Here is a 22,524-nt window from a genome sequence, read left to right as displayed (position 1 = left end):
GGCCATGACCGACGCCCAGACCCTCGCCGTCTACGAACAGGCCGCCGAGGACTATGCCCGCGGCTTCGCCCGCACCAAGGACACCGACCAGCGCGCCGACCGCGAAAGATTCCTCGCGCTGGTGCCCGACGGCGGCCGAATCCTCGACTACGGTTGCGGCCCCGGCCACTGGGCCGCCGATTTCGCGGCCGCCGGCTACCAGGCCGAGGCCTCCGATGCCACACCCGCGATGGCCCGCCTCGCGCTCGACCGCTACGGCCTGCATGTGCGCATAGAACCCTTCGAGGCGCTGGACGCCGAGAACGTCTATGACGGCATCTGGGCCAACTTCAGCCTCCTGCACAGCCCTCGCGCCGACCTGCCCGGCCACCTCGCCCGGATCCGCAAGGCGCTGAAACCGAAGGGCGCCCTGATGCTGGGCATGAAACTCGGCACCGGCGAGGCCCGCGACAGACTCGGCCGCTTCTACACCTATTACACCGAGGACGAGCTTCGCGCCCGGCTGAACGAGGCCGGCTTCACCGTCCTGTCCGCCCGGCGGGGCAACGGCGCGGGGCTGGCCGGCGCCGAAGAGACCTTCGTCACCCTGACCGCCCATGCCTGAGCTTTTCGCCTACACCGACGGAGCCTGCTCCGGCAATCCCGGCCCCGGCGGCTGGGGCGTGCTGCTGCGCGCGATGCAGGACGACACGATCCTGAAGGAAAGCGAGCTCTGCGGCGGCGAGGCCCAGACCACCAACAACCGCATGGAACTGATGGCCGCGATCAGCGCGCTCGAGGCGCTGAAGCGCGCCAGCTCCATCACCATCGTGACCGACAGCAACTACGTGAAGAACGGCATCACCGGCTGGATCTTCGGCTGGAAGAAGAACGGCTGGAAGAACGCAGCGAAAAAGCCGGTCGCCAACGCCGAACTCTGGCAGCGCCTCGACGCCGCGCAGGCCCGCCACAAGGTGAAATGGCAATGGGTCAAGGGCCACGCCGGCCACCCGGAAAACGAACGCGCCGACGAACTGGCGCGCAAGGGCATGAAACCCTTCAAGGGCTGATCCCCGGCGCGGCCTAGCGCTTGCGGTATCTCTGCCACAGCCAGATCAGCGCCAGCGACCCCAGCACCGCGCCGACAAAACCGGCCATCGCGCCCATCACGGTGATCAGCACCCGCAGCACCAGCCCGCCGATCAGCGCGCCGCAGATGCCGATGAACATGGTCGTCGGAATGTCGGCCTCGATCCGCATCAGCCGCGTGGCCAGAAACCCCGCCGCCGCGCCGATGACGATCAGCATGACTATGCTGCTCATGACGGTCTCCTCACTTGCGCCAGTGGAAGGGCACGATGACCAGCGCTCCCACCGACGACAGGATGGCGTTCAGGCCGGGCGAATGGAAGCCGATCCCGAACATCTTGCGGATGAAGAGAAACAGCACCGCACCGCCGATGCAGATGATGATCGACGGCAGATAGCCGTTCCGCGTCCAGCCCGACTTTTCCGAGACATAGCCGATGATCCCCGCGATCGCGATGGTGCCGAACAGGGTGAAGAACATCCGCCCGCTCCTAAAGTTGCGCGCCCGCCTTCACCGGCCAGCCGCGCAGGAAGGTCTCGCCATCCTGCGCCGCTTTCCCCGCCCGTTGCAAGCGCGTCAGGCGCACCGCGCCCGTGCCGCAGGCCACGGCCAGCCGGTCGTCCAGCACCGTCCCGGGCGCGCCCTGCCCCTCGGTCACGCGCGACTCCAGCAGCTTCACCCGCTCTCCGCCGATCTCGCACCAGGCGCCCGGAAAGGGCGACAGGCTCCGGATCAGCCGGTCGACCTCGGCCGCCGGCCGCGTCCAGTCAACCCTTGCCTCGGCCTTGTCGATCTTTGCGGCATAGGTCACGCCCGCCTCGGGCTGCGGCTCCGGTGTCAGCGTGTCAAGCCGCTCCAGCGCCGCCACGATCAGCCGCGCACCCAGCGCCGACAGCCGATCATGCAGCGCGGCGGCGGTGTCGTCGGCCCCGATGGCCAGCGCCTCTCGCAGCAGCACCGGCCCGGTGTCCAGCCCCGCCTCCATCTGCATGATGCAGACGCCGGTCTCGGCATCGCCCGCCATGATCGCCCGCTGGATCGGCGCCGCCCCGCGCCAGCGTGGCAACAGGCTCGCATGGATGTTCAGGCACCCCCGCGCCGGCGCATCCAGCACCGCCTGCGGCAGGATCAGCCCATAGGCGACGACCACGGCCACCTCGGCCCCCAGCGCGGCAAACTCCGCCTGCGCCTCGGGCGTGCGCAGCGACACCGGATGGCGCACCGCCAGCCCCAGCGCCTCGGCCCGCGCCTGCACCGGCGACGGCCGGTCCTTCTTGCCCCGCCCCGCTGGTCGCGGCGGCTGGCAATAGACGGCCGCAACCTCATGCCCGGCCGCGATCAGCGCATCGAGAACCGGAACCGAGAAATCGGGCGTGCCCATGAAGATCAGACGCATTCAGCCGGCCTTCCGCGCCTTGCGCAGCAGCATGTCGCGCTTCACCTTCGAAAGATGGTCGAAATACATCCGCCCGGCCAGATGGTCGATCTGATGCTGCACGCTGGTCGCCCAGAGCCCGACGAAATCGCGCTCTTCCATCTCGCCGTCGGCATTCAGGAACCGCACCGTCACCGCCCGCGGCCGCTTGATCACCGCCGAGACGCCCGGCAGGTTCGGACTCGCCTCCTCATGCGGGCGCAGCTCGACCGAGGCGTGCAGCACCTCGGGATTGGCCATGCGCACCGCCTTGCCCCGGCTGTCCGAGGCATCGACCACCGCCAGCCGCTGCATCACCCCGATCTGCGTCGCCGCAAGGCCGACGCCCGGCATCGCCTCCATGGTGTCAATCATATCCGACCAGATCGCGCGGATCTCGTCGGTGACAGAACCAACATCCGCCGCCGCCGTGCGCAGCCGCGCGTCCGGCCAGGGCAGGCAGCGCCGCACGCTCATGCGCCCTCCGCGTATTGCGCCTCCAGCTCGGCGCGCAACTCGGGTGCCACCCGATCCAGCGTCACCGTCCCGTTCAGATGATCGAACTCATGCTGGATGCAGCGCGCCTCGAAGCCGTCGAAATCGGCCATGTGGATCTCCCCCGTTTCCGAGGTCCACTGCACCGTCACCGCCACCGGCCGTTCCACCGGCACCATGATGCCCGGGATCGACAGACACCCCTCGTCCATCACCACCGGCACCCGCTCGGCCGCCATGATGACCGGGTTGATCATCACCATGGGCGATCGCTCGCCCTCTTTCCAGGTCACATCCATCACGAAGAGACGCGACATCACCCCGACCTGCGGCGCGGCCAGCCCGCGCCCCGGCGCGGCATACATCGTCTCGAACATGTCGGCGATCAGGCCCGCCTGCGCCCCGATGTCGTCCACCGGCTCGCAGCGCTGCGACAGCCGCGGATCGGGCCATTTGAGGATCGGCAGAACCGCCACCTCAGGCCCGCGCCCTGTCGCGCTTCAGCTTCTGCATCCGCCGTGTGATCAGCTGCCGCTTCATCGGACCGATGTAGTCGATGAACAGCTTGCCGTTCAGATGGTCGATCTCGTGCTGCACGCAGGTCGCCCACAGCCCGCCGAACCCTTCGCTGACCTCTTTGCCGTCACGGTTGATCCAGGTCACTTCCACCTCGGCGGGACGGGTCACGTCGGCATATTCCTCGGGGATCGACAGACAGCCTTCCTCATAGGTGTTCATCCGCTCCGACGACGCCGTGACGCGCGGGTTGAACATGACCAGCGGGCGTGGTGCGGTCTTGTCGTCCTTCGCGCAGTCCAGCACGATCAGCCGCGACAGCACCCCGACCTGCGGCGCGGCCAGGCCGATGCCCGGCGCCGCATACATGGTTTCCAGCATGTCGTCCGCCAGCCGGCGCAGATCGTCCGAAATATCGGCGACCGGATCGCAAAGCTTCTTCAGCCGGGGATCGGGATGGATCAAGATATCGCGTTTCATGCTGCCGATTTAGGGGATCGTTCCTGCTCTGGCAACGCCCCCCTTGCGCCTGCCCCTTATGCGGGTAGCTTGCCGCGAAAAGGAAAACGGGACGCGAGACCACATGACCAGCAAGTTCGACGAGATCATCGACCGCCGCGGCAGCCATTCGGCGAAATGGGACAAGATGGAGGCGCTCTATGGCGTCTCGCCCGACGATGGGATTTCCATGTGGGTGGCCGACATGGACTTTCGCCCGCCGGCCGCAGTGGACGCGGCGCTGCGCAAGCTGATGGAGACCGGCATCTACGGCTATTTCGGCGATGACCGGGCCTATCTGGAGGCGATCCAGTGGTGGATGCAGACCCGCCACGGCTGGGCTGTCGATCCCGCCGGCATCTTCACCACCCACGGGCTGGTGAACGGCACCGGCCTCTGCGTCGACACCTTCACCAATCCCGGCGACGGCGTCGTCCTGCTCTCCCCCGTCTACCACGCCTTCTACCGCGTCATCCGCGAGTCCGGGCGCGAGGTCGTCGAATGCCCGCTCGCCCTGCGCGACGGCCGCTACGAGATGGACTTCGACGCCTGGGACGCGCAGATGACCGGCCGCGAAAAGATGCTGATCCTCTGCTCGCCCCACAATCCCGGCGGCCGCGTCTGGACCCGCGCGGAACTCCAGGGTGTCGCCGCCTTCGCGCGCCGCCACGAGCTGATCCTCGTCAGTGACGAGATTCACCACGATCTGGTGATGCCGGGACAGAAGCATATCCCGATGGCCACCATCGAGGGGATCGAGGACCGCCTCATCATGATGAGCGCGACGACCAAGACCTTCAACCTCGCCGGCAGCCATATCGGCAACGTGATCATCGCCGACCCCGACCTGCGCGCGCGGTTCGCAAAGCGGATGATGGCGTTTGGCATTTCGCCGAATTCCTTCGGCCTGCACACCGCCACCGCCGCCTATTCGCCCGAGGGCGCGGCCTGGGTCGACGATCTGATGACCTATCTCGACGGCAACCGGCGCCTGCTCGACAAGGCCCTGAACGGCATTCCCGGCGTGCGGTCGATGCCGCTGGAAGGCACCTACCTCGCCTGGGTGGATTTCCGCGACACCGGCATGGACAGCGAGGAACTGACGCGCCGCATCCAGACCGAGGCCCGGATCGCCGTCAACCACGGCGCCACCTTCGGCCTGGGCGGCGAAGGCTTCATGCGCTTCAACTTCGCCACCCCCCGCGCCCGCATCGAAGAGGCCTGCACCCGCATGGGCGCGGCCTTCGCCGACCTGCAATAGGCCACGCCCCGTGACAAAGGCGCCCCCCGGACCGAAAGGGGGGCGCCACGGCGCGCCCGCCGTCGCCTATCGGAAACTCCCCCCAGCAAATTCCGCGCTTTTGCCGCAGACCTCCTCCATAGCATTCCTTTTCGCCCCTTGCCGAACCGCCCGTGCCCCGATATCTGCGGCGGCGGGACACCTCTCCCCAACGAGAGGCGCTTATCTGGAAGGGTAGCTGAAATGGCTATGCAAAAACCGGTATCGCGGCCGGCCAATCCGCGGTTCTCCTCTGGCCCCTGCGCCAAAATCCCCAATTTCCGCCTCGACATGCTCGCCGACGCCCCGCTCGGCCGGTCGCATCGCGCGTCCATCGGCAAGGCCAAGCTCTCGGCCGCGATCGAGGAAACCCGTGCCATCCTCGGCGTGCCCGCCGACTACAGGATCGGCATCGTCCCCGCCTCCGACACCGGCGCCTTTGAAATGGCGATGTGGAACCTGCTGGGCGCCCGCCCGGTCGAGATGCTGGCCTGGGAAAGCTTCGGCGAAGGCTGGGTCACCGACGTGGTCAAGCAACTCAAGCTCGACGCCAAGGTCAAGACCGCCGGCTATGGCGAGATCGTGGACCTCACCACCGTCGATTTCGACAGTGACGTCTGCTTCACCTGGAACGGCACCACCTCGGGCGTCCGCGTCCCGAACGGCGACGCGATCCCGGCCGATCGCGCCGGCCTGACCCTCTGCGACGCCACCTCGGCTGCCTTCGCTATGGACCTGCCCTGGGACAAGCTCGACGTGACCACCTTCTCCTGGCAGAAGGTGCTCGGCGGCGAGGGCGCGCACGGGATGCTGATCCTCAGCCCCCGCGCCGTGGAACGCCTGGAAACCTACAAACCGGCCTGGCCGCTGCCCAAGATCTTCCGCCTCACCAAGGGCGGCAAGCTGATCGACGGCGTCTTCAAGGGCGAGACGATCAACACCCCCTCGATGATGGCGGTCGAGGACTATCTCGTCGCGCTGGACTGGGCGCGCTCGGTCGGCGGGCTCAAGGGCCTGATCGCCCGCGCCGAAGCCAACACGGCGGCGGTCTCGGCCTTCGTCGAGGCCCACGACTGGATCGACTTCCTGGCCGCCGATCCGGCCATCCGCTCGACCACCTCGGTCTGCGTTAAGTTCACCGATGCCCGCATCACCGACGGCGCCGCCTTCGCCAAGGCAGTGGCCAAGCGGCTCGAGACCGAGAACGTCGCCTACGACGCCGGCGCCTACCGCGACGCACCTCCTGGCCTGCGGATCTGGTGCGGCTCGACGGTCGAAACCTCGGATCTCGAGGCGCTGATGCCCTGGATCGACTGGGCCTTCCAGGCCGAGATCGAGGCGCTGACCGAAGCCGCGTGACCTTCACGGTGCGTGCAGAGCACGCACCCTACCCAATGCCCGTAGGGTGCGTGCTTGGCACGCACCGCTCTCCCCCCACATAAGGACCACATCCATGGCCCCCCGCGTACTCATTTCCGACAAACTCTCCGACGCCGCCGTGCAGATCTTCAAGGACCGCGGCATCGAGGTCGACTTCCAGCCCGACCTCGGCAAGGACAAGGACAAGCTGGCCGAGGTGATCGGCAACTATGACGGCCTCGCCATCCGCTCGGCCACCAAGGTGACGCCGACGATCCTCGAAAAGGCCACTCGCCTCAAGGTGATCGGCCGCGCCGGGATCGGCGTCGACAACGTCGACAAGGACGCCGCCTCCAAGAAGGGCGTGATCGTCATGAACACCCCCTTCGGCAACATGATCACCACCGCCGAACACGCCATCGCGCTGATGTTCGCCGTCGCCCGTCAGATCCCCGAGGCCTCGGCCTCCACCCATGCCGGCAAGTGGGAAAAGAACGCCTTCATGGGTGTCGAACTCACCGGCAAGACGCTGGGCGTGATCGGCGCCGGCAACATCGGCGGCATCGTCTGTGACCGCGCGCGCGGCCTTAAGATGAAGGTCGTGGCCTATGACCCCTTCCTCAGCCAGGACAAGGCCGACCAGATGGGCGTCGAAAAGGTCGAGAACCTCGACGACCTGCTGAAGCGTGCCGACTTCATCACCCTGCACGTTCCGCTGACCGACCAGACCCGAAACATCCTTTCGAAGGAAAACCTCGCCAAGACCAAGAAGGGCGTGCGCATCATCAACTGCGCCCGCGGCGGTCTGGTCGATGAACAGGCGCTCGCCGACCTGCTGAAATCCGGCCATGTCGCCGGCGCGGCCTTCGACGTGTTCTCTGTCGAACCCGCCACCGAAAACCCGCTGTTCAACCTGCCCAACGTCGTCTGCACCCCGCACCTGGGCGCGGCCACGACCGAGGCGCAGGAAAACGTCGCGCTGCAGGTCGCCGAGCAGATGTCGAACTACCTGCTCGACGGCGCGGTCGAGAACGCGCTCAACATGCCGTCGATGACCGCCGAAGAGGCCAAGGTCATGGGCCCCTGGGTCACGCTGGCCGGCCACCTCGGCAACTTCATCGGCCAGATGACCGACGAGCCGATTAAGGCGATCAACATCCTCTACGATGGCTCCGTCTCGACCATGAACCTCGCCGCGCTGAACTGCGGCGTGGTGGCGGGCATCATGAAAAAGGCCAACCCCGACGTGAACATGGTCTCGGCCCCGGTCGTCGCCAAGGAACGCGGCATCAAGATCTCGACCACCAACCAGGACAAGTCCGGCGCCTTCGACGGCTATATCAAGGTCACCGTTGTGACGGACAAGCGCGAACGCTCCATCGCCGGGACTGTCTTCAGCGACGGCAAGCCGCGCTTCATCCAGATCAAGGGCATCAACATCGACGCCGAGGTCGGCGCCCACATGCTCTACACCACCAACGAGGACATGCCCGGCATCATCGGGACGCTGGGCAAGACCCTGGGCGAAAACGGCGTGAACATCGCCAACTTCACCCTCGGCCGCTCCACCCGTGGCGGCGAGGCCATCGCCCTGCTCTACGTGGATGAAGCAGTCCCCGCCCCGGTGCTGAAAAAGCTCGAGGACACCGGCATGTTCCGCCAGGTCAAGCCGCTGGCCTTCGACGTCGTCTGAGAACGATGGGCAGGGCGGTCCGCCGCCCTGCCCCTTGCAACCTACCGCCGCAGGCCGTGGCGCAGCACGACCAGGCCGAACGTCACCATCGACAGGAAGCTCAGGATCGAGCCGATGGCCGCCAGCGGCTCGAAATCGCGGCTGATCGCCAGCGCGATGCCGGGGATCATCAGGACGAGGCCCACCACGGCCAGCCCCAGATGCAGCTTCGCCAGCCCGCCGTCGGCGGCTGCGGGCACCAGATGATAGTAAAAGGCGAAGATCGCGAAGCTGACCCAGCCCAGCAGGTTCAGATGCGCGTGCGCCGGCGCCATCAGGTGATCCTTCGAGATCGCCATATGCAGCCCCCAGATCATCCCGATCAGTGCGGCCAGAACGGCCAGACTCATGAAATACTGCGCTGTCTTGTTCATTTAAGTCCGTGTCCCTGTTGTTTGTTGTTTTATGCGGCCCCCGCCGTTTCGGCCGCCAGTGGCGGTCCGGTAAAGTCCATCCGGTAGGCCTGCGCCACCTGTATCACCTCTGTCATATCCTGCGGTATCCTGTATTTTCTCCGCGCCATCTCGACGAAGAATCCCTCGAACCCGCCCGGTGTCAGCAGGACCAGATGCCGCGACGGCTCCGGGCCGACCACGCGGAACGTGTGCTCTTTGCCGCGCGGCACGAACACCGTGCTGCCGGCCCCACGCCTGAAGGTCTCGCCCTCCAGCCAGAAGTCGCAGGCGCCCGACAGCAGAACAAAGGTTTCGTCCGCATCGTGATGGACGTGGCGCGGCGGGCCGCTGTCCGGTGCACCGATGCTGTCGACCACCGACAGGCTGCCCCCGGTGGCCTCGGCTGACAGAAGGATGGAGTACCAGGTGCCCAGCCATTCGATGGCACCAGGCCCCAGAATCGGATGCGTCATGACGTCCTCAAGGAGTGGGACACACCTGCCCCGGGCCCGGAAAAGGATGTCCCTCAGGCCAGGGCCGGTCGCGGCGTGTCGTTTTGGAATGGCCCCACTCTGCCACCAGCAAGAACGGGTGTGAAATGAATAGATATTATGATAATTATTGACGCCATGAATTTCGCGGCCTTCGACCTCAACCTCCTCCGCGTGCTCGACGCGCTTCTGGCCGAGGGCTCGACCGTTCGGGCGGGCGCGCGTGTCGGCCTCAGCCAGCCCGCCGTCTCCGCCGCGCTCGGCCGCCTGCGCCACGCGCTGAACGACCCGCTGTTCATCCGCCAGGGCCAGAAGATGGTGCCGACCGACTATGCCCGCACCCTCGCCCAGCCCCTGCGCGACACTCTCGACGACCTCGCCGCATTGCTCTCCGGCCCGCAGCACTTCGACCCGGCGCAGGCGAACGAGACCTTCCGCATCTCGGGCAGCGACTTCTTTGCCGAGATGCTGATGCCGCAACTGGCCGAGCGCCTGTCACGCATCGCCCCGGGCGTGCGGATGCAGCTGGTCGATCTGGTGCCCGACAACTACGTCCAGTCGCTCGAAAACCGAAAGGTCGACCTCGCGCTGATCCCCAGACCCGAGGATTGGCCCTCCTGGGTCGAATGGCAGCCCCTCTTCCGCTCCGATTTCGCGGTGATTGCCCGCAGCGGGCACCCCCGTCTGGCCGGCGCCGGTCTGTCGCCCGGCGGGACCGTCCCCATGGACCTTTTCTGCGATCTCGGCCACATTCTCTTTTCGCCCGAAGGCAAGCTCAACGCGATGGGCGACGCCGCGCTTGCCGCCGTCGGCCGCAAACGCCGCGTCGTCATGACCATGCCGGTCTTCTTCGGCGTCGCCCGCGCGGTGGCGGAAAGCGATCATATCGCCCTCCTGCCCGGCCAGCTCGCGCTCAAACTTGCCAGGCCGCTCGGTCTCGACGTCTTCTGGCCGCCCATGGTGGTGCCGACGCCGCTGATCGGCATGGTCTGGCAGAAACGCCTGACCAGCGCCCCCGCCCATCGCTGGATGCGCGGCGAAATCGCTGCCCTGCTCGAACCGCTCGACTATGCCATCGCTCCGGGTGGACCCCGCCCCGCGCCTGTGCAAGGTAATCCGCAAGGCGGACCGCAGGAGGCGACGTGAGCGACCCCATCTACGTCATCGGAGACACCCACGGCCAGACGGCCTTTCTCGATCAGGCGCTCGACTGGATCGCGGCGGATGGCGGGCCCGACGCGCAGATCGTCTTCCTCGGCGATTTCGAGGATCGCGGCCCCGACAGCCGCGGCGTGATTGCCCGCGTGATGGAAGGCATGGCCGAAGGCCGCCGCTGGCGCGCGGTCAAGGGCAACCACGACCGGATGTTCACCCGCTATCTCGACGACGGCACCGTCACCGACAGCCGCATCAGCAACAAGTCGCTCGACTGGCTGCACCCGCGCCTTGGCGGCGCGGCGACGCTGGCCTCCTACGGCGTGCCCGAAGCCGACACCCGCCCCCGCGACGAGGTTCTGGCCGAGGCCCGCGCCGCCGTGCCCGCCGCCCACCGCGCCTTCCTCCAGTCCCTCCCGACCCACATCGAGGCGGGCGACCTGCTCTTCGTGCACGCCGGCATCCTGCCCGGCAGCCCGCTCGACCAGCAGACCGAGGACGACCTGATCTGGATCCGCGACCCCTTCCTGCTCGACACCCGGCAGCATCCCTGGCTGGTCGTGCATGGCCACACCGCCATCGACCTGCCCTTCCACTATGGCAACCGCGTCAATCTCGACGGCGGCGCTGGCTATGGCCGACCGATCCATCCCGTGGTCTTCGAAGGCACCGACGCCTGGCTGCTCGACCAGTCCGGCCGCCTGATGCTCACACCCTGACCCTTGCCCTTGGCCGCACATCCAAGCATCTTCCGCCGCAGGCAAGGAGCACCACAGATGACAGCAGACGAACTCGACACCCTGATGGCGGCGCGCTTTTCCTGCCGCGGCTTCAAACCCGATCCGGTGCCGCGCGCCACAATCGAGGCGATCGTCGCCACCGCCCGGCGCGTGCCCTCGTGGTGCAACGCGCAGCCCTGGCAGCTGACCATCACCTCGGGCGCCGAAACCGACGCCTTCCGCGCTGCGCTCAAGGACGAGATGGCCACCGCCTCCCACGCGCCCGATCTCCCCTTCCCGACGGGCTATTCCGGCGTCTATCTCGACCGCCGCCGCACCTGCGGCTGGGCACTCTACGAGGCGGTCGGCGTCGAAAAGGGCGACCGCGACGGCTCCCGCGCCCAGATGATGCGGAACTTCGACCTCTTCGGCGCACCGCATTGCGCCATCGTCTCCTCGCCGGCCGAACTCGGCGCCTATGGCGCGCTCGACTGCGGTGGCTTCATCACCGGCTTCACCCTCGCCGCGCAGGCGCAGGGCGTGGCCACCGTGCCCCAGGCCGCGCTGGCCTCCTATGCCCCCTTCCTGCACCGTTACTTCGCCATTCCCGACGACCGGCTGATCCTCTGCGCCGTCTCCTTCGGCTATGCTGAACCCGACCACCCGGCCAACGGCTTCCGCACCGAACGCGCCGCCGTGGCCGATATCGTGGACTGGCGCGGCTGATGCGCGCGCTGGTGCAACGCGTGACCGAGGCCTCGGTCGCGGTGAACGACACGGTGATCGGCGAGGTCGGCACCGGCATCATGGTCCTCGTCTGCGCCATGACCGGCGACACCGAGGCGCAGGCCGAAACCCTCGCCGCCAAGATCGCCAAGCTGCGCATCTTCCGCGACGAGGCCGACAAGATGAACCGCTCGCTCATCGACATCCGCGGCGCGGCGCTGGTCATCAGCCAGTTCACCCTGGCCGCCGATACCTCGCGCGGCAACCGCCCCGGCTTTTCCACCGCCGCCCCGCCCGACGTGGGCGAACGGCTTTACCTCCACTTCGCCCGCGCGCTGACCGAACAGGGCATCCCGGTCGCCACCGGCCGCTTCGGCGCCGACATGAAGGTCAGCCTCGTCAACGACGGCCCGGTGACCATCTGGATCGAGGCATGAGCCGCGAGGACGCCCTCGCGATCTGGCGCGCCGGCGTCGATGCGGTGGGTGGCTATGCCGCCGTTCAACGGGCGCTCGAAGGGACCAGCCGCCCCGACGGCATCCTCGCCGTCGGCAAGGCCGCCGCCGAAATGGCCCGCGCCGCGCATGACGCCTTCCCCGACGTGCCCGCGCTGGTGGTGACGAAGGACGGCCACGGCGCGACCCTGCCGCAAGGCGTCGAGCTGATGGAATCCGCCCACCCCGTCCCCGACGCCCGCTCGCTCGCCGCCGGCCAGGCGCTGCGCAGGGCGACCGAAGACATGCCGCCCGGCTCGCACCTCCTGCTGCTGGTCTCCGGCGGCGCCTCTTCACTGGCCGAGGATCTGGTCCACGGCAAGACCCTTGACGATCTCGCCGCACTGAACCGCGCGCTGCTCGCCAGCGGCAAGGACATCACCGCCATGAACGCCGAACGCCGGCGCATCAGCCGGGTGAAGGGCGGCGGCCTGCTGTCCGCCTTCCGCGGCCGCGCCGTCACCGTCCTCGCGATCTCTGACGTTCCCGGCGACGACCTCGGGGTGATCGGCTCCGGCATCGGCTCCGCGCCTGAACACCCTGCTTTCGACTACACCGCCCGGATCATCGCCTCCAACACCATCGCCCGCGACGCGGCCACCGCCGAAGCCCGGCGCCGCGGCCTCCCCGTCCTCGACGCGCAGGAGGCGCTGCACGACGACCTCCACCGCCTCACCGCCTACTGGGGCCCGCGCCTGCGCGACATGGCCCGTGGCGTCATCGTCCTCGGCGGCGAGCCCACCGTCAGGCTCCCCGCCAACCCCGGCCGGGGCGGGCGCAACCAGGCCCTTGCCCTGGCGCTCGCGCGCGAGATCGCGGACACCCAAGGGCTCACCCTCGTGGTCGGCGGCACCGATGGCAGCGATGGCCCCACCGACGACGCCGGCGGCATCGTCGATGGCAGCACCTGGGAACCGGACGCCGCCACGGCGCTGAACCACGCCGACTCCGGGTCGTTTCTGGAGCGCAAAGCGGCGCTTCTGACCACCGGACCGACCGGCACAAATGTGATGGATCTGCTTGTCGCCGTCAGGGATTGAACGATGCGCCCCAACACCCTCCGCGAGATCGAGGAACAGCCGGATCTCGGCATCACCCTGTCCGACGGCTGCCGCCTTTCGGTGCGCCTCTGGCGCCCGGTGGACGCCGGCAGCGATCCGGTCCCGGCAATCCTCGAATACCTGCCCTATCGCAAGCGTGACGGCACCTGCGCACGCGACGCCCTGACCCACCCCTATTTCGCCAAACGCGGCTATGCCTGCCTGCGCGTCGACATGCGCGGAAACGGCGACAGCCAGGGGCTGATGGCCGACGAATACACCCAACAGGAACTCGACGACGCGGTCGAGGTGATCAACTGGATTGCCGCGCAGCCCTGGTGCAACGGCAACGTCGGGATGATGGGGATCAGCTGGGGCGGCTTCAATTCGCTTCAGGTCGCGTCGCTGCAGCCCGAGCCGCTCAAGGCGATCATCACGCTCTGCTCCACCGTCGACCGCTATGCAGACGACATCCACTACAAGGGCGGCTGCCTGCTGAACGAGAACCTCGGCTGGGGCGCTACGATGTGGTCCTATTCCAGCCGCGCGCCCGATCCCGCCCTGCGCCCCGACTGGCGCGAGATGTGGCTCGACCGCCTGAAGAACGAACCCTTCCTGCCCGCCCTCTGGCTGCGCCACCAGCGGCGCGACGCCTATTGGCGCCACGGCTCGGTCTGCGAGGATTTCTCACGGCTCAGGGCCAGGGTGCTGGCAGTCGGCGGCTGGGGCGATTCCTACAAGAACGCCGTCCCGCAACTGGTCGAACAGGTGCCCGGCGCCAAGGGCATCGTCGGCCCCTGGGTCCACAAATACCCCCATTTCGCCGTGCCCGAGCCGCGCATCGGCTTCCTGCAAGAAGCCCTGCGCTGGTGGGACCGCTGGCTCAAGGACATCGACACCGGCGTCGAGAATGACCCCGATTACCGCGTCTACCTGATGGACGGCGTCCGCCCCGCCGCCTGGTACACCGACCGCCCGGGCCGCTGGATCGCCGAGGACGACGGGGCCACGTCGCACCTCCCGGTGCAGGACTGGCACCTGACCGACACAGGGCTCGTCCCCGCACCCGGCGCGCTCGACCGGACGGTCGCCTCGCCTCAGCATTGCGGGATGGCGGGCGGCGAATACTGCGCGATCTGGCTCGGCCCCGAAATGCCGGGCGACCAGCGCGGCGACGACGCGCTCTCGGCCTGCTTCGACACCGCCCCGATGGCGACCGACACCGATATCGTCGGCGCGCCCCGCCTCACGCTGTCGCTCCGGTCCGACCGCACCCAGGCGCAGATCGCGGTGCGGCTGAACCACGTCCACCCCGACGGCGCCTCGACCCGCATCACCTATGGCGTGCTCAACCTCAGCCACCGCGACAGCCACGCCGCGCCGCACGTGTTGACCCCGGGTGAGACGGTCGAAATCACGCTCGACCTCGACCACATCGCCTATCGCCTCCCCGCCGGTCACCGCCTGCGGGTCGCGATCTCGACCGCCTACTGGCCGCTCCTCTGGCCCGCGCCCGAGGCGGCGGCGCTGACCCTCAGCCAGGGCCATCTTGCCCTGCCCGTCCGCGACGCCGCCACCGGCGACGAATGCGCCTTCCCTCCGCCCGACGCCGAATCGCCCTGGCAGACCGAGACCCTGCGCGCCCCCGATCACGTCCGGCGCATCGAAACCGATCTGCGCAGCGGCCTCGTCAGCCTGGTGATCGAAGACGACTTCGGCAAGGACCGCGACCTCGATCACGGTCTCATCAACGGCTCCATCGCCCGCGAGCGCTGGACCATCCACCCCGACGATCCTCTCTCGGCGCGGGGCTGGTGCCATTGGACCGACGAACTGGAACGGGACGGAATCCGTTTGCGCACCGAGGCTTTTTGCGAAATGAAGGCCGACAATGACCGGTTCTTCCTGCACGCCCGAATTGAAGCCTTCGAAAACGACACGCTCGTCTACGAACGCGATCACAGCGAGGAGATCGGTCGAGATCACATCTGATGCCGCCGGCGCAGCGGCATCGCATGCCCCCTTTAATACTTGCGAGGTGGGCCGAAATGCGCAACCATTGACTGATCAATCAACAAAAACGGCGCCGCAGACGCGCAGGATTAACCGGGAGTACTCGATGACCAATCAACTTGACTTTTACGCCAGCCAGGTGACCGCCGGGAAGATGACCCGCCGCGACTTCATGGGCAAGGCGGCGGCGCTCGGCGTCAGCGCCACGGTGGCCGGCACCCTGTTCGCCGATGCGGCGCGCGCCGCCGGCCCGGTCAAGGGCGGCACCCTGCGGATCGGCTCGGTGGGCGGCGAAAGCACCAACTCGCTCGATCCCGCCGTCGCGGCCAGCCAGGTGCCCTACCACAACCTGAACCAGTTCGCCGAAACCCTGGTGGACGTGACCAAGGACGGCCAGATCGACAACCGCCTCGCCGAGTCGGTTGAATCGACCCCCGACGCCAAGACCTGGATGTTCAAGATCCGCAAGGGCGTCCAGTTCCACAACGGCAAGGACCTGACCCCCGACGACGTGCTGGCGACCATGCAGCGCCACTCGGACGAGGCCTCGCAGTCTGGCGCCCTCGGCATCATGAAGGGCATCGAGTCGATGAAGGTCGATGGCGACAACTTCGTCGTCACCCTGACCGCCGCCAACGCCGACCTTCCCTATCTGATGGCCGACTACCACCTGATGATCCAGCCCAACGGCGGCAAGGACGATCCGGGAGCGGGCATCGGTACCGGCGCCTACATGCTCGAATCCAACGAGCCCGGCGTGCGTCACCTGTGGAAGAAGAACCCCAACTACTGGGACAGCAGCCGCGGCCACGTCGACGAGGTCGAGATCATCGTGATCAACGACCCGACCGCCCGCATGGCGGCGCTGCAGTCGGGCCAGGCGCATATCGTGAACCGCGTCGACCCCAAGGTCGCCGGCCTGCTGGGCCGTGCGCCGGGCGTCAAGGTGGTGAACGTCAGCGGCCCGGGCCACTATGTCTTCATCATGCACTGCGATACCGCGCCCTTCGACAACAACGACCTGCGCATGGCGCTCAAGCTGGCGATCAACCGGCAGGAGATGGTCGACAAGATCCTGCGCGGCTATGGCACGGTGGGCAACGACATCCCGATCAACGCGGCCTATCCGCTGTTCGACGACAGCATCCCGCAGCGGGAATACGATCCCGCCAAGGCCGCCGAATACTACAAGAAATCCGGCCACGACGGCTCGCCCATCATCCTGCGCACCGCCGATGGCGCCTTCCCCGGCGCGGTCGAGGCAGCGCAGCTGTTCCAGGAATCCGCCAAGGCCGCCGGCATCCCGCTCGAGATCAAGCGCGAGCCGAACGACGGCTACTGGTCGGAAGTCTGGAACAAGCAGCCGTTCTGCGCCTCCTACTGGGGCGGCCGGCCGGTCCAGGACCAGATGTATTCCACCGCCTACCTGTCCACCGCCGACTGGAACGACACCAAGTTCAAGCGCCCCGATTTCGACGCGCTGCTGAACGAGGCCAAAGCCGAGCTGGATCAGGCCAAGCGCAAGGAACTCTATTCCAAGATGGCCTACATGGTCCGCGATGAAGGCGGCCTCATCTGCCCGATGTTCAACGACTTCGTCGAAGGCATCAGCGACAAGATCCAGGGCTGGGAAGCCGACGGCACCGGCGAGCTCATGGGCGGCCGGGCCAGCCAGGTCGTTTGGTTGGCCTCCTGATCCGGGGCGTGGGGGGATGCACCCGATCCTGAAACTGGTGGTCCAGCGCCTCGCGCTGGGCCTCCTTCTCCTGCTGGCCACCTCGGTCCTGCTGTTCGGGCTGACCGAGGCGCTGCCCGGCGATGCGGCGCAGGCCGTCCTGGGCCAGTCCGCGACCGAAACCGCGCTGGCCAACATGCGCGAGGAGATGGGCCTCAACCGCCCCGCCCCCGTACGATACTTCGAATGGCTCGGCGGCATCCTGCACGGCGACCTCGGCACCTCGATCATCAACAAGCTCGATATCTCGGAATCCGTCGCCAAGCGGCTGTCGACCACGATCTTCCTCGCCTTCTGGGCCGCCGTCATCGCGGTGCCCCTGGCGATCTTCCTCGGCCTGCTCGCCGTCCGCTTCCGCGACCGCTGGCCCGACAAGCTGATCTCGGGCGTCACCCTCGCCTCGATCTCGATCCCCGAATTCCTGCTCGGCTACCTGCTGATCTACTTCGTCGGCGTGAAACTCGGCTGGTTCCCGACCAACGCGATCATCTCCGACACCATGACGCTTGGCGAAAAGCTCAACGCCATCGCCCTTCCGGTCGCGGTTCTGACCATGGTGGTGCTGGCCCACATGATGCGCATGACCCGCGCCGCGATCCTGAACGTCATGCAGTCGGCCTATATCGAAACGGCCGAACTCAAGGGCCTCTCCGGCTTCGACGTGATCTGGAAACACGCCTTCCCGAACGCCATCGCCCCCATCGTCAACGTGGTGATGCTGAACCTCGCCTATCTCGTCGTCGGCGTCGTCGTGGTCGAGGTGGTCTTCGTCTACCCCGGCATGGGCCAGTTTCTGGTCGATGCGGTCAGCAAGCGCGACGTGCCCGTGGTTCTGGCCTGCGGCATCATCTTCGCGGCCATCTACATCGGGCTGAACATGCTGGCCGACATCGTGTCCATCGTCGCCAACCCCAGACTGAGGCATCCAAAGTGAGTTTGCACAGCAAACTCACTTCGCCCGGACAGAGCGGGTTCCTGCAAGGAAACTGCGGAGTTCGGCGCCCGGTTCCGCTGCGCGACAGATCGCACCCCGCCAGGGGCTTGCCCCGTTCAAGCCCCCCTGACCCAGAGACGTGCGCATGAAAAACATCCCGCTCTCGGCCATGATCGGCCTCTTTTTCACCGGCCTCTACTTCCTGGCCGCCATCTTCGCCCCCTGGATCGCGCCCTACGGCATGTCCGAAATCGTCAGCAATGACATCTGGCTGCCCTCCTCCCCCGAATTCCTGCTCGGCACCGACAGCATCGGCCGCGACCTGCTCACCCGGATGATCTACGGCGGGCGCACGACCATCTTCATCGCCGTCGCCGCAACCATCCTCTCCTTCGTCACCGGTTCGGTCCTGGGCTTCCTCGCCGCCGTCATCGGCGGCTGGGTCGACCAGCTCCTCGCCCGCTTCGTCGACCTGATGATGGCCATCCCCTCGCTCATCCTCGCCCTCGTGGTGCTGACCGTCGTGCCCGCGACCGTGCCGGTGCTGATTGTCCTCATGGGCTTGCTCGACTCCACCCGCGTCTTCCGCCTCGCCCGGGCCGTCGCCGTGGACATCAACGTGATGGATTACGTCGAGGCCGCCCGCCTGCGCGGCGAGGGCAATGCCTGGGTGATCTTCCGCGAAATCCTGCCCAACGCGCTCTCTCCGCTCGTCGCCGAGATGGGCCTGCGCTTCATCTTCATGGTGCTCTTCGTCTCGACCCTCTCCTTCCTCGGCCTCGGCGTGCAGCCGCCGCTCGCCGACTGGGGCGGCATCGTGCGCGAGAACAAGGACGGGATCATCTACGGCATCCCCGCCGCACTCTGGCCCGCCTTCGCCATCGCCACGCTCGCCATCTCGGTGAACCTCGTCGCCGACTGGGTGCTGAACCGCACGACCTCGCTGAAAGGAGGCCGCGGATGACCGAACCGCTGGTAAAGGTCCGTAACCTCAAGATCGGCGCCACCGTCTATCCGCCGGGCGAGAAGCCGAAGAAGATCGAGATCGTGCATGGCGTCTCCTTCGACCTCGAAAAAGGCAAAGTGCTCGGCCTGATCGGCGAATCCGGCGCCGGAAAATCGACCATCGGCCTCTCCACCCTCGGCTACGGCCGCGGCGGGGTAGAGATCACCGGCGGCGAGGTCTGGGTCAACGGCCGCGACATCCTCAAGGGCGGCATTCGCGGCCTGCGCAAGCTGCGCGGCGCCGAGGTCACCTACGTCGCCCAATCCGCCGCTGCCTCGTTCAACCCGGCCAAGAAGCTGATGGAACAGGTCACCGAAGGCGCGATCAGCCACGGCCGGATGAGCAAGTCCGAGGCCGAAAAGCGCGCCGTCATGCTGTTCGAGAAGCTCGGCCTGCCCGATCCCGAAAAGATCGGCCGCCGCTATCCTCACCAGGTCTCGGGTGGCCAGCTGCAGCGCTGCATGACCGCGCTGGCGCTCTGCCCGAAACCCGATCTGGTGATCTTCGACGAACCGACCACCGCGCTCGACGTGACCACCCAGATAGACGTTCTGGCCGCGATCAAGGAAGCGATCCGCGACACCGGCGTGGCAGCGCTCTACATCACGCACGACCTCGCCGTCGTGGCACAGGTCAGCGACCACATCATGGTCCTGCGCAACGGCGATACGGTCGAATACGGCGAGACCGACCAGATCATCAACGCCCCGCGCGAGGAGTATACCAAGGCGCTGGTCTCGGTCCGCTCCATCGACCACGAAGAGGTTCAGCCCAAGGGCGACCCCGTGCTGCGCGTCAACCACGTGACCGCGCGCTACAAGGGCACCAACTTTGACGTGCTGAAGGACGTGACTGCCGAGCTCTACGGCGGCCAGACCCTCGCCGTCGTCGGCGAATCCGGTTCCGGCAAGTCGACCCTCGCGCGCGTCATCACCGGCCTGCTGCCCCCGACCGGCGGCACCATCGAATTCGCCGGCCGCACCCTCTCGCCCGACCTGAAGCACCGCCCCAAGGACGACCTGCGCGAGTTGCAGATGATCTACCAGATGGCCGACGTGGCGATGAACCCGCGCCAGACCGTCGGCACCATCATCGGCCGCCCGCTCGAATTCTATTTCGGCATGAAGGGCGAGGCCAAGCGCAAACGCATCAAGGAGCTGCTGGAAGAGATCGAGATGGGCACCGGCTTCATCGACCGCTATCCGGCCGAGCTCTCGGGCGGCCAGAAACAGCGCGTCTGCATCGCCCGCGCCCTCGCCGCCAAGCCCCGTCTGATCATCTGCGACGAGGTGACCTCCGCGCTCGACCCGCTGGTCGCCGACGGTATCCTCAAGCTGCTGCTGAACCTGCAGAAGATCGAGGACGTGGCCTATCTCTTCATCACCCACGACCTTGCGACAGTCCGCGCCATAGCCGATTCCATTGCCGTCATGTACCGCGGCAAGGTCGTGCGCTACGGCTCCAAGTCCGACGTGCTGTCGCCGCCCTTCGACGACTACACCGACCTGCTGCTGTCCTCCGTCCCCGAGATGAAGCTCGGCTGGCTGGAAGAGGTCATCGACTCCCGCCGGATGGAAAGCGCGGGGAACTGAGCGCGGCGCTTTCCGGCAGCCATGCACAGACCCTGTTCGACGCCGGACCTGTGCAAGACTGGCCCGACCTCTTACCTTGGGGCGATCCGATACCGCGGGAGCCTGACATGACCCACCCCCTGCCCACCTATTTCATCTCGCACGGCGGCGGCCCTTGGCCCTGGCTGCCCGAGATGCGCCGCATGTTCGCCAATCTCGAAGCCTCGCTGGTCGAGATGCGCCAGGAAAAACCCAGGGCCGTGCTGATGGTCTCCGGCCACTGGGAAACCGACGAGGTCGCGGTGATGTCCTCGCCCAACCCGCCGATGGTCTACGACTACTACGGCTTCCCGCCCGAGACCTATCAGATCAAATACCCCGCCCCCGGCGCGCCAGAACTGGCGCAGCGCACGGCGGATCTGCTGAAATCAGCTGGCCACAAGGTAAGTCTGGACCCGCAGCAGGGCTTCGACCACGGCACCTTCGCCCCGATGGCGGTGATCTGGCCCGAGGCCGACATGCCCACCTACCAGATCTCGATCCGCAAGGACTACGACCCCGCCACCCATTTCGCCATCGGCCGCGCCCTCGCGCCGCTGCGCGACGAGGGTGTGCTGATCGTCGGCTCGGGCCTCAGCTTCCACAACCTCCGCATGTTCGGCCCTCAGGCGAAGGTCCCCTCCGAAGCCTTCGACGCCTGGCTCGACCAGACGCTCGCCCTGCCCGCCGCCAAACGCACCGAGGCACTGGAACACTGGGAAACCGCCCCCTACGCCCGCGTCTGCCACGCCCAGGAAGACCACCTCGTCCCGCTCTTCGTCGCCCTCGGCGCGGCCGAGGACGCGCAGGCCGAGCGGGTCTACCACGACGTCATGCTCCGCGGTGGCGTGACGGCGTCGAGCTATCGCTTCAGCTGACGTTTCGGCCTTGCAAATCCGCTCCGCCCCAAGTCTCCTTGGGGCGGAACAGCGGAGGCGCAGATGGACAACAAACTCCTTCTCATCATCATCGACGGCGTGCCATGGCGCAACTGGCGCCGGCTCTTCGGCAACCTCGAAGGCTGGGTCGCCTCTGGCGAGGCGCAGGTCTTCCGCCATCGCGCGGTGCTGCCCTCCACCTCGGCCAGCTGCTATGCCTCGATCCACACCGGCGTCAGCCCGCAGGTGCATGGCTGCACCGGCAACGGCAACGTCTTCCGCCTGTCCCAGCCCGACATCTTCTCAGAGGTGCGCCGCGCGGGCGGAGTCACCGGGGCCGTCACCCATTCCTTCTGGTCGCAGTTCTTCAACCGCCACCCCTTCGATCTGGTCCGCGACATCGAATATGACGAGCCCGACAGCGCGACCATCAACCATGGCCGCTTCCACACCATGACCGGCTATGGCCAGGTCAACCAGATGACGCCCTCCGACGTCGATCTCTTCGCCACGCTGACCATGCTCTGCGCGCGGCACGGGCTGAACTACGGCATCCTGCACAGCTGCACGCTCGACAGCATGGGGCACCGCTTCTTCCACGACTGCGAAGAGATGGATCACGCCTGCTACGTGCTGGACGAGATGCTGGCCCCCTTCATCCCGAAATGGCGCGCGATGGGCTACGAGGTGATCGTCACCGCCGATCACGGTCAGGACGACCGCGGCCACCACGGCGGGCCGGGCGAACTGCAGCAGGACAGCGCGATGTACTATTTCGGTCCGGCCAAGGGACCCAAGGCCGAAACCGTGATCGACCAGCTTCAACTGGCGCCCACGATCCTGTCGCGCCTCGGCGCGGCGATCCCCGAGACCATGAAGGGGAAACCATTCCTCGGCTGATCGGGGCGATATTCACGCCCCCTTAAGGAGCCCTGCGCGATAAAACCTCGATTCGCTGACGAGGTG

Annotated in this window: 25 protein-coding genes; 17 read left to right on the top strand and 8 right to left on the bottom strand. The window is 67.1% G+C overall.

What is annotated here, in order from left to right:
- Nucleotides 1–4 precede the first annotated feature (4 nt).
- Both ACFO5X_RS21845 and rnhA read left to right on the top strand, forming a co-directional pair.
- Entirely contained in the window at nucleotides 5–604 is a 600-nt protein-coding gene (locus ACFO5X_RS21845) for a class I SAM-dependent DNA methyltransferase (protein WP_380721414.1), read from the top strand.
- A complete protein-coding gene (rnhA, locus tag ACFO5X_RS21840) occupies nucleotides 597–1,049 on the top strand; it encodes a ribonuclease HI (protein WP_380721411.1) in 453 nt (150 codons plus the stop codon). The genes ACFO5X_RS21845 and rnhA overlap by 8 nt, the downstream gene beginning before the upstream one ends.
- Before the next feature lie 13 nt (nucleotides 1,050–1,062).
- On the opposite strand, the gene ACFO5X_RS21835 is transcribed toward rnhA, so the two are convergent.
- Genes ACFO5X_RS21835 through def (ACFO5X_RS21810) form a run of 6 tightly spaced genes read right to left on the bottom strand, consistent with a single transcriptional unit; the run spans nucleotide 1,063 to nucleotide 3,974 of the window.
- Nucleotides 1,063–1,302 carry a GlsB/YeaQ/YmgE family stress response membrane protein gene (locus ACFO5X_RS21835; protein ID WP_380721408.1) on the bottom strand — a complete coding sequence of 80 codons (240 nt, stop codon included), beginning with the start codon at nucleotides 1,300–1,302 and terminating at the stop codon, nucleotides 1,063–1,065.
- Between the two features lie 10 nt (nucleotides 1,303–1,312).
- Nucleotides 1,313–1,549, bottom strand: a complete 237-nt coding sequence (locus ACFO5X_RS21830) for a hypothetical protein (RefSeq protein WP_380721406.1) — start codon at nucleotides 1,547–1,549, stop codon at nucleotides 1,313–1,315.
- A gap of 10 nt (nucleotides 1,550–1,559) precedes the next feature.
- Nucleotides 1,560–2,465, bottom strand: coding sequence for a methionyl-tRNA formyltransferase (gene fmt / locus ACFO5X_RS21825; RefSeq protein ID WP_380721403.1), 906 nt, complete (start codon nucleotides 2,463–2,465; stop codon nucleotides 1,560–1,562).
- Nucleotides 2,466–2,960, bottom strand: a complete 495-nt coding sequence (gene def, locus ACFO5X_RS21820) for a peptide deformylase (RefSeq protein WP_380721400.1) — start codon at nucleotides 2,958–2,960, stop codon at nucleotides 2,466–2,468.
- A complete protein-coding gene (gene def / locus ACFO5X_RS21815; protein WP_380721397.1) occupies nucleotides 2,957–3,454 on the bottom strand; it encodes a peptide deformylase in 498 nt (165 codons plus the stop codon). The genes def (ACFO5X_RS21820) and def (ACFO5X_RS21815) overlap by 4 nt, the downstream gene beginning before the upstream one ends.
- Before the next feature lies 1 nt (nucleotide 3,455).
- Entirely contained in the window at nucleotides 3,456–3,974 is a 519-nt protein-coding gene (def, locus tag ACFO5X_RS21810; protein ID WP_380721394.1) for a peptide deformylase, read from the bottom strand.
- 103 nt (nucleotides 3,975–4,077) lie between these two features.
- On the opposite strand from def (ACFO5X_RS21810), the gene ACFO5X_RS21805 reads away from it, so the two are divergent.
- The 3 genes from ACFO5X_RS21805 to serA all read left to right on the top strand — a co-directional run bounded on the left by ACFO5X_RS21805 (nucleotide 4,078) and on the right by serA (nucleotide 8,323).
- Nucleotides 4,078–5,253 carry a MalY/PatB family protein gene (locus ACFO5X_RS21805; RefSeq protein ID WP_380721392.1) on the top strand — a complete coding sequence of 392 codons (1,176 nt, stop codon included), beginning with the start codon at nucleotides 4,078–4,080 and terminating at the stop codon, nucleotides 5,251–5,253.
- 222 nt (nucleotides 5,254–5,475) lie between these two features.
- Entirely contained in the window at nucleotides 5,476–6,630 is a 1,155-nt protein-coding gene (locus ACFO5X_RS21800) for a phosphoserine transaminase (RefSeq protein WP_380721389.1), read from the top strand.
- Nucleotides 6,631–6,724: 94 nt separating this feature from the next.
- The gene (gene serA / locus ACFO5X_RS21795) at nucleotides 6,725–8,323 is read left to right on the top strand and encodes a phosphoglycerate dehydrogenase (protein ID WP_380721385.1); all 1,599 of its coding nucleotides are present in this window, start codon (nucleotides 6,725–6,727) and stop codon (nucleotides 8,321–8,323) included.
- Between the two features lie 41 nt (nucleotides 8,324–8,364).
- On the opposite strand, the gene ACFO5X_RS21790 is transcribed toward serA, so the two are convergent.
- Together ACFO5X_RS21790 and ACFO5X_RS21785 are read right to left on the bottom strand one after the other, a co-directional pair.
- A complete protein-coding gene (locus tag ACFO5X_RS21790; RefSeq protein ID WP_380721382.1) occupies nucleotides 8,365–8,736 on the bottom strand; it encodes a hypothetical protein in 372 nt (123 codons plus the stop codon).
- A 29-nt stretch (nucleotides 8,737–8,765) separates the two neighbouring features.
- Nucleotides 8,766–9,230 (bottom strand): dimethylsulfonioproprionate lyase family protein, encoded by a 465-nt coding sequence (locus ACFO5X_RS21785; protein WP_380721379.1) that lies wholly within the window; start codon nucleotides 9,228–9,230, stop codon nucleotides 8,766–8,768.
- A gap of 138 nt (nucleotides 9,231–9,368) precedes the next feature.
- Here ACFO5X_RS21785 and ACFO5X_RS21780 point away from each other — a divergent pair, with 138 nt between their 5' ends.
- The 12 genes from ACFO5X_RS21780 to ACFO5X_RS21725 all read left to right on the top strand — a co-directional run bounded on the left by ACFO5X_RS21780 (nucleotide 9,369) and on the right by ACFO5X_RS21725 (nucleotide 22,458).
- Entirely contained in the window at nucleotides 9,369–10,394 is a 1,026-nt protein-coding gene (locus ACFO5X_RS21780) for a LysR family transcriptional regulator (RefSeq protein WP_380721376.1), read from the top strand.
- On the top strand, nucleotides 10,391–11,122 hold the full coding sequence (locus ACFO5X_RS21775) for a metallophosphoesterase (RefSeq protein WP_380721373.1): 732 nt from the start codon (nucleotides 10,391–10,393) through the stop codon (nucleotides 11,120–11,122). The genes ACFO5X_RS21780 and ACFO5X_RS21775 overlap by 4 nt, the downstream gene beginning before the upstream one ends.
- A 57-nt stretch (nucleotides 11,123–11,179) precedes the next feature.
- Nucleotides 11,180–11,848, top strand: coding sequence for a nitroreductase (locus ACFO5X_RS21770; protein ID WP_380721370.1), 669 nt, complete (start codon nucleotides 11,180–11,182; stop codon nucleotides 11,846–11,848).
- The gene (dtd, locus tag ACFO5X_RS21765) at nucleotides 11,848–12,285 is read left to right on the top strand and encodes a D-aminoacyl-tRNA deacylase (RefSeq protein WP_380721367.1); all 438 of its coding nucleotides are present in this window, start codon (nucleotides 11,848–11,850) and stop codon (nucleotides 12,283–12,285) included. Before ACFO5X_RS21770 ends, dtd begins: the two co-directional genes overlap by 1 nt.
- The gene (locus ACFO5X_RS21760) at nucleotides 12,282–13,382 is read left to right on the top strand and encodes a DUF4147 domain-containing protein (protein ID WP_380721364.1); all 1,101 of its coding nucleotides are present in this window, start codon (nucleotides 12,282–12,284) and stop codon (nucleotides 13,380–13,382) included. Before dtd ends, ACFO5X_RS21760 begins: the two co-directional genes overlap by 4 nt.
- Before the next feature lie 3 nt (nucleotides 13,383–13,385).
- A complete protein-coding gene (locus ACFO5X_RS21755) occupies nucleotides 13,386–15,374 on the top strand; it encodes a CocE/NonD family hydrolase (RefSeq protein ID WP_380721361.1) in 1,989 nt (662 codons plus the stop codon).
- Nucleotides 15,375–15,501: 127 nt separating this feature from the next.
- The gene (locus ACFO5X_RS21750; protein ID WP_380721358.1) at nucleotides 15,502–17,091 is read left to right on the top strand and encodes an ABC transporter substrate-binding protein; all 1,590 of its coding nucleotides are present in this window, start codon (nucleotides 15,502–15,504) and stop codon (nucleotides 17,089–17,091) included.
- Between the two features lie 16 nt (nucleotides 17,092–17,107).
- Complete coding sequence (locus ACFO5X_RS21745; protein WP_380721356.1) at nucleotides 17,108–18,064, top strand: ABC transporter permease; 957 nt, start codon at nucleotides 17,108–17,110, stop codon at nucleotides 18,062–18,064.
- 145 nt (nucleotides 18,065–18,209) lie between these two features.
- Nucleotides 18,210–19,028, top strand: a complete 819-nt coding sequence (locus ACFO5X_RS21740) for an ABC transporter permease (protein ID WP_380721353.1) — start codon at nucleotides 18,210–18,212, stop codon at nucleotides 19,026–19,028.
- Nucleotides 19,025–20,662: an ABC transporter ATP-binding protein gene (locus tag ACFO5X_RS21735; protein WP_380721350.1), complete on the top strand. Its 1,638-nt coding sequence runs from the start codon at nucleotides 19,025–19,027 to the stop codon at nucleotides 20,660–20,662. The genes ACFO5X_RS21740 and ACFO5X_RS21735 overlap by 4 nt, the downstream gene beginning before the upstream one ends.
- 107 nt (nucleotides 20,663–20,769) lie before the next feature.
- The gene (locus ACFO5X_RS21730; protein ID WP_380721347.1) at nucleotides 20,770–21,558 is read left to right on the top strand and encodes a DODA-type extradiol aromatic ring-opening family dioxygenase; all 789 of its coding nucleotides are present in this window, start codon (nucleotides 20,770–20,772) and stop codon (nucleotides 21,556–21,558) included.
- A 63-nt stretch (nucleotides 21,559–21,621) separates the two neighbouring features.
- The gene (locus ACFO5X_RS21725) at nucleotides 21,622–22,458 is read left to right on the top strand and encodes an alkaline phosphatase family protein (protein WP_380721344.1); all 837 of its coding nucleotides are present in this window, start codon (nucleotides 21,622–21,624) and stop codon (nucleotides 22,456–22,458) included.
- Nucleotides 22,459–22,524 lie beyond the last annotated feature (66 nt).

Source organism: Seohaeicola nanhaiensis, from assembly GCF_042654245.1.
Taxonomy (GTDB): Bacteria; Pseudomonadota; Alphaproteobacteria; order Rhodobacterales; family Rhodobacteraceae; genus Seohaeicola_A; species Seohaeicola_A nanhaiensis.
This window is presented reverse-complemented; position numbering and strand designations above follow the sequence as displayed.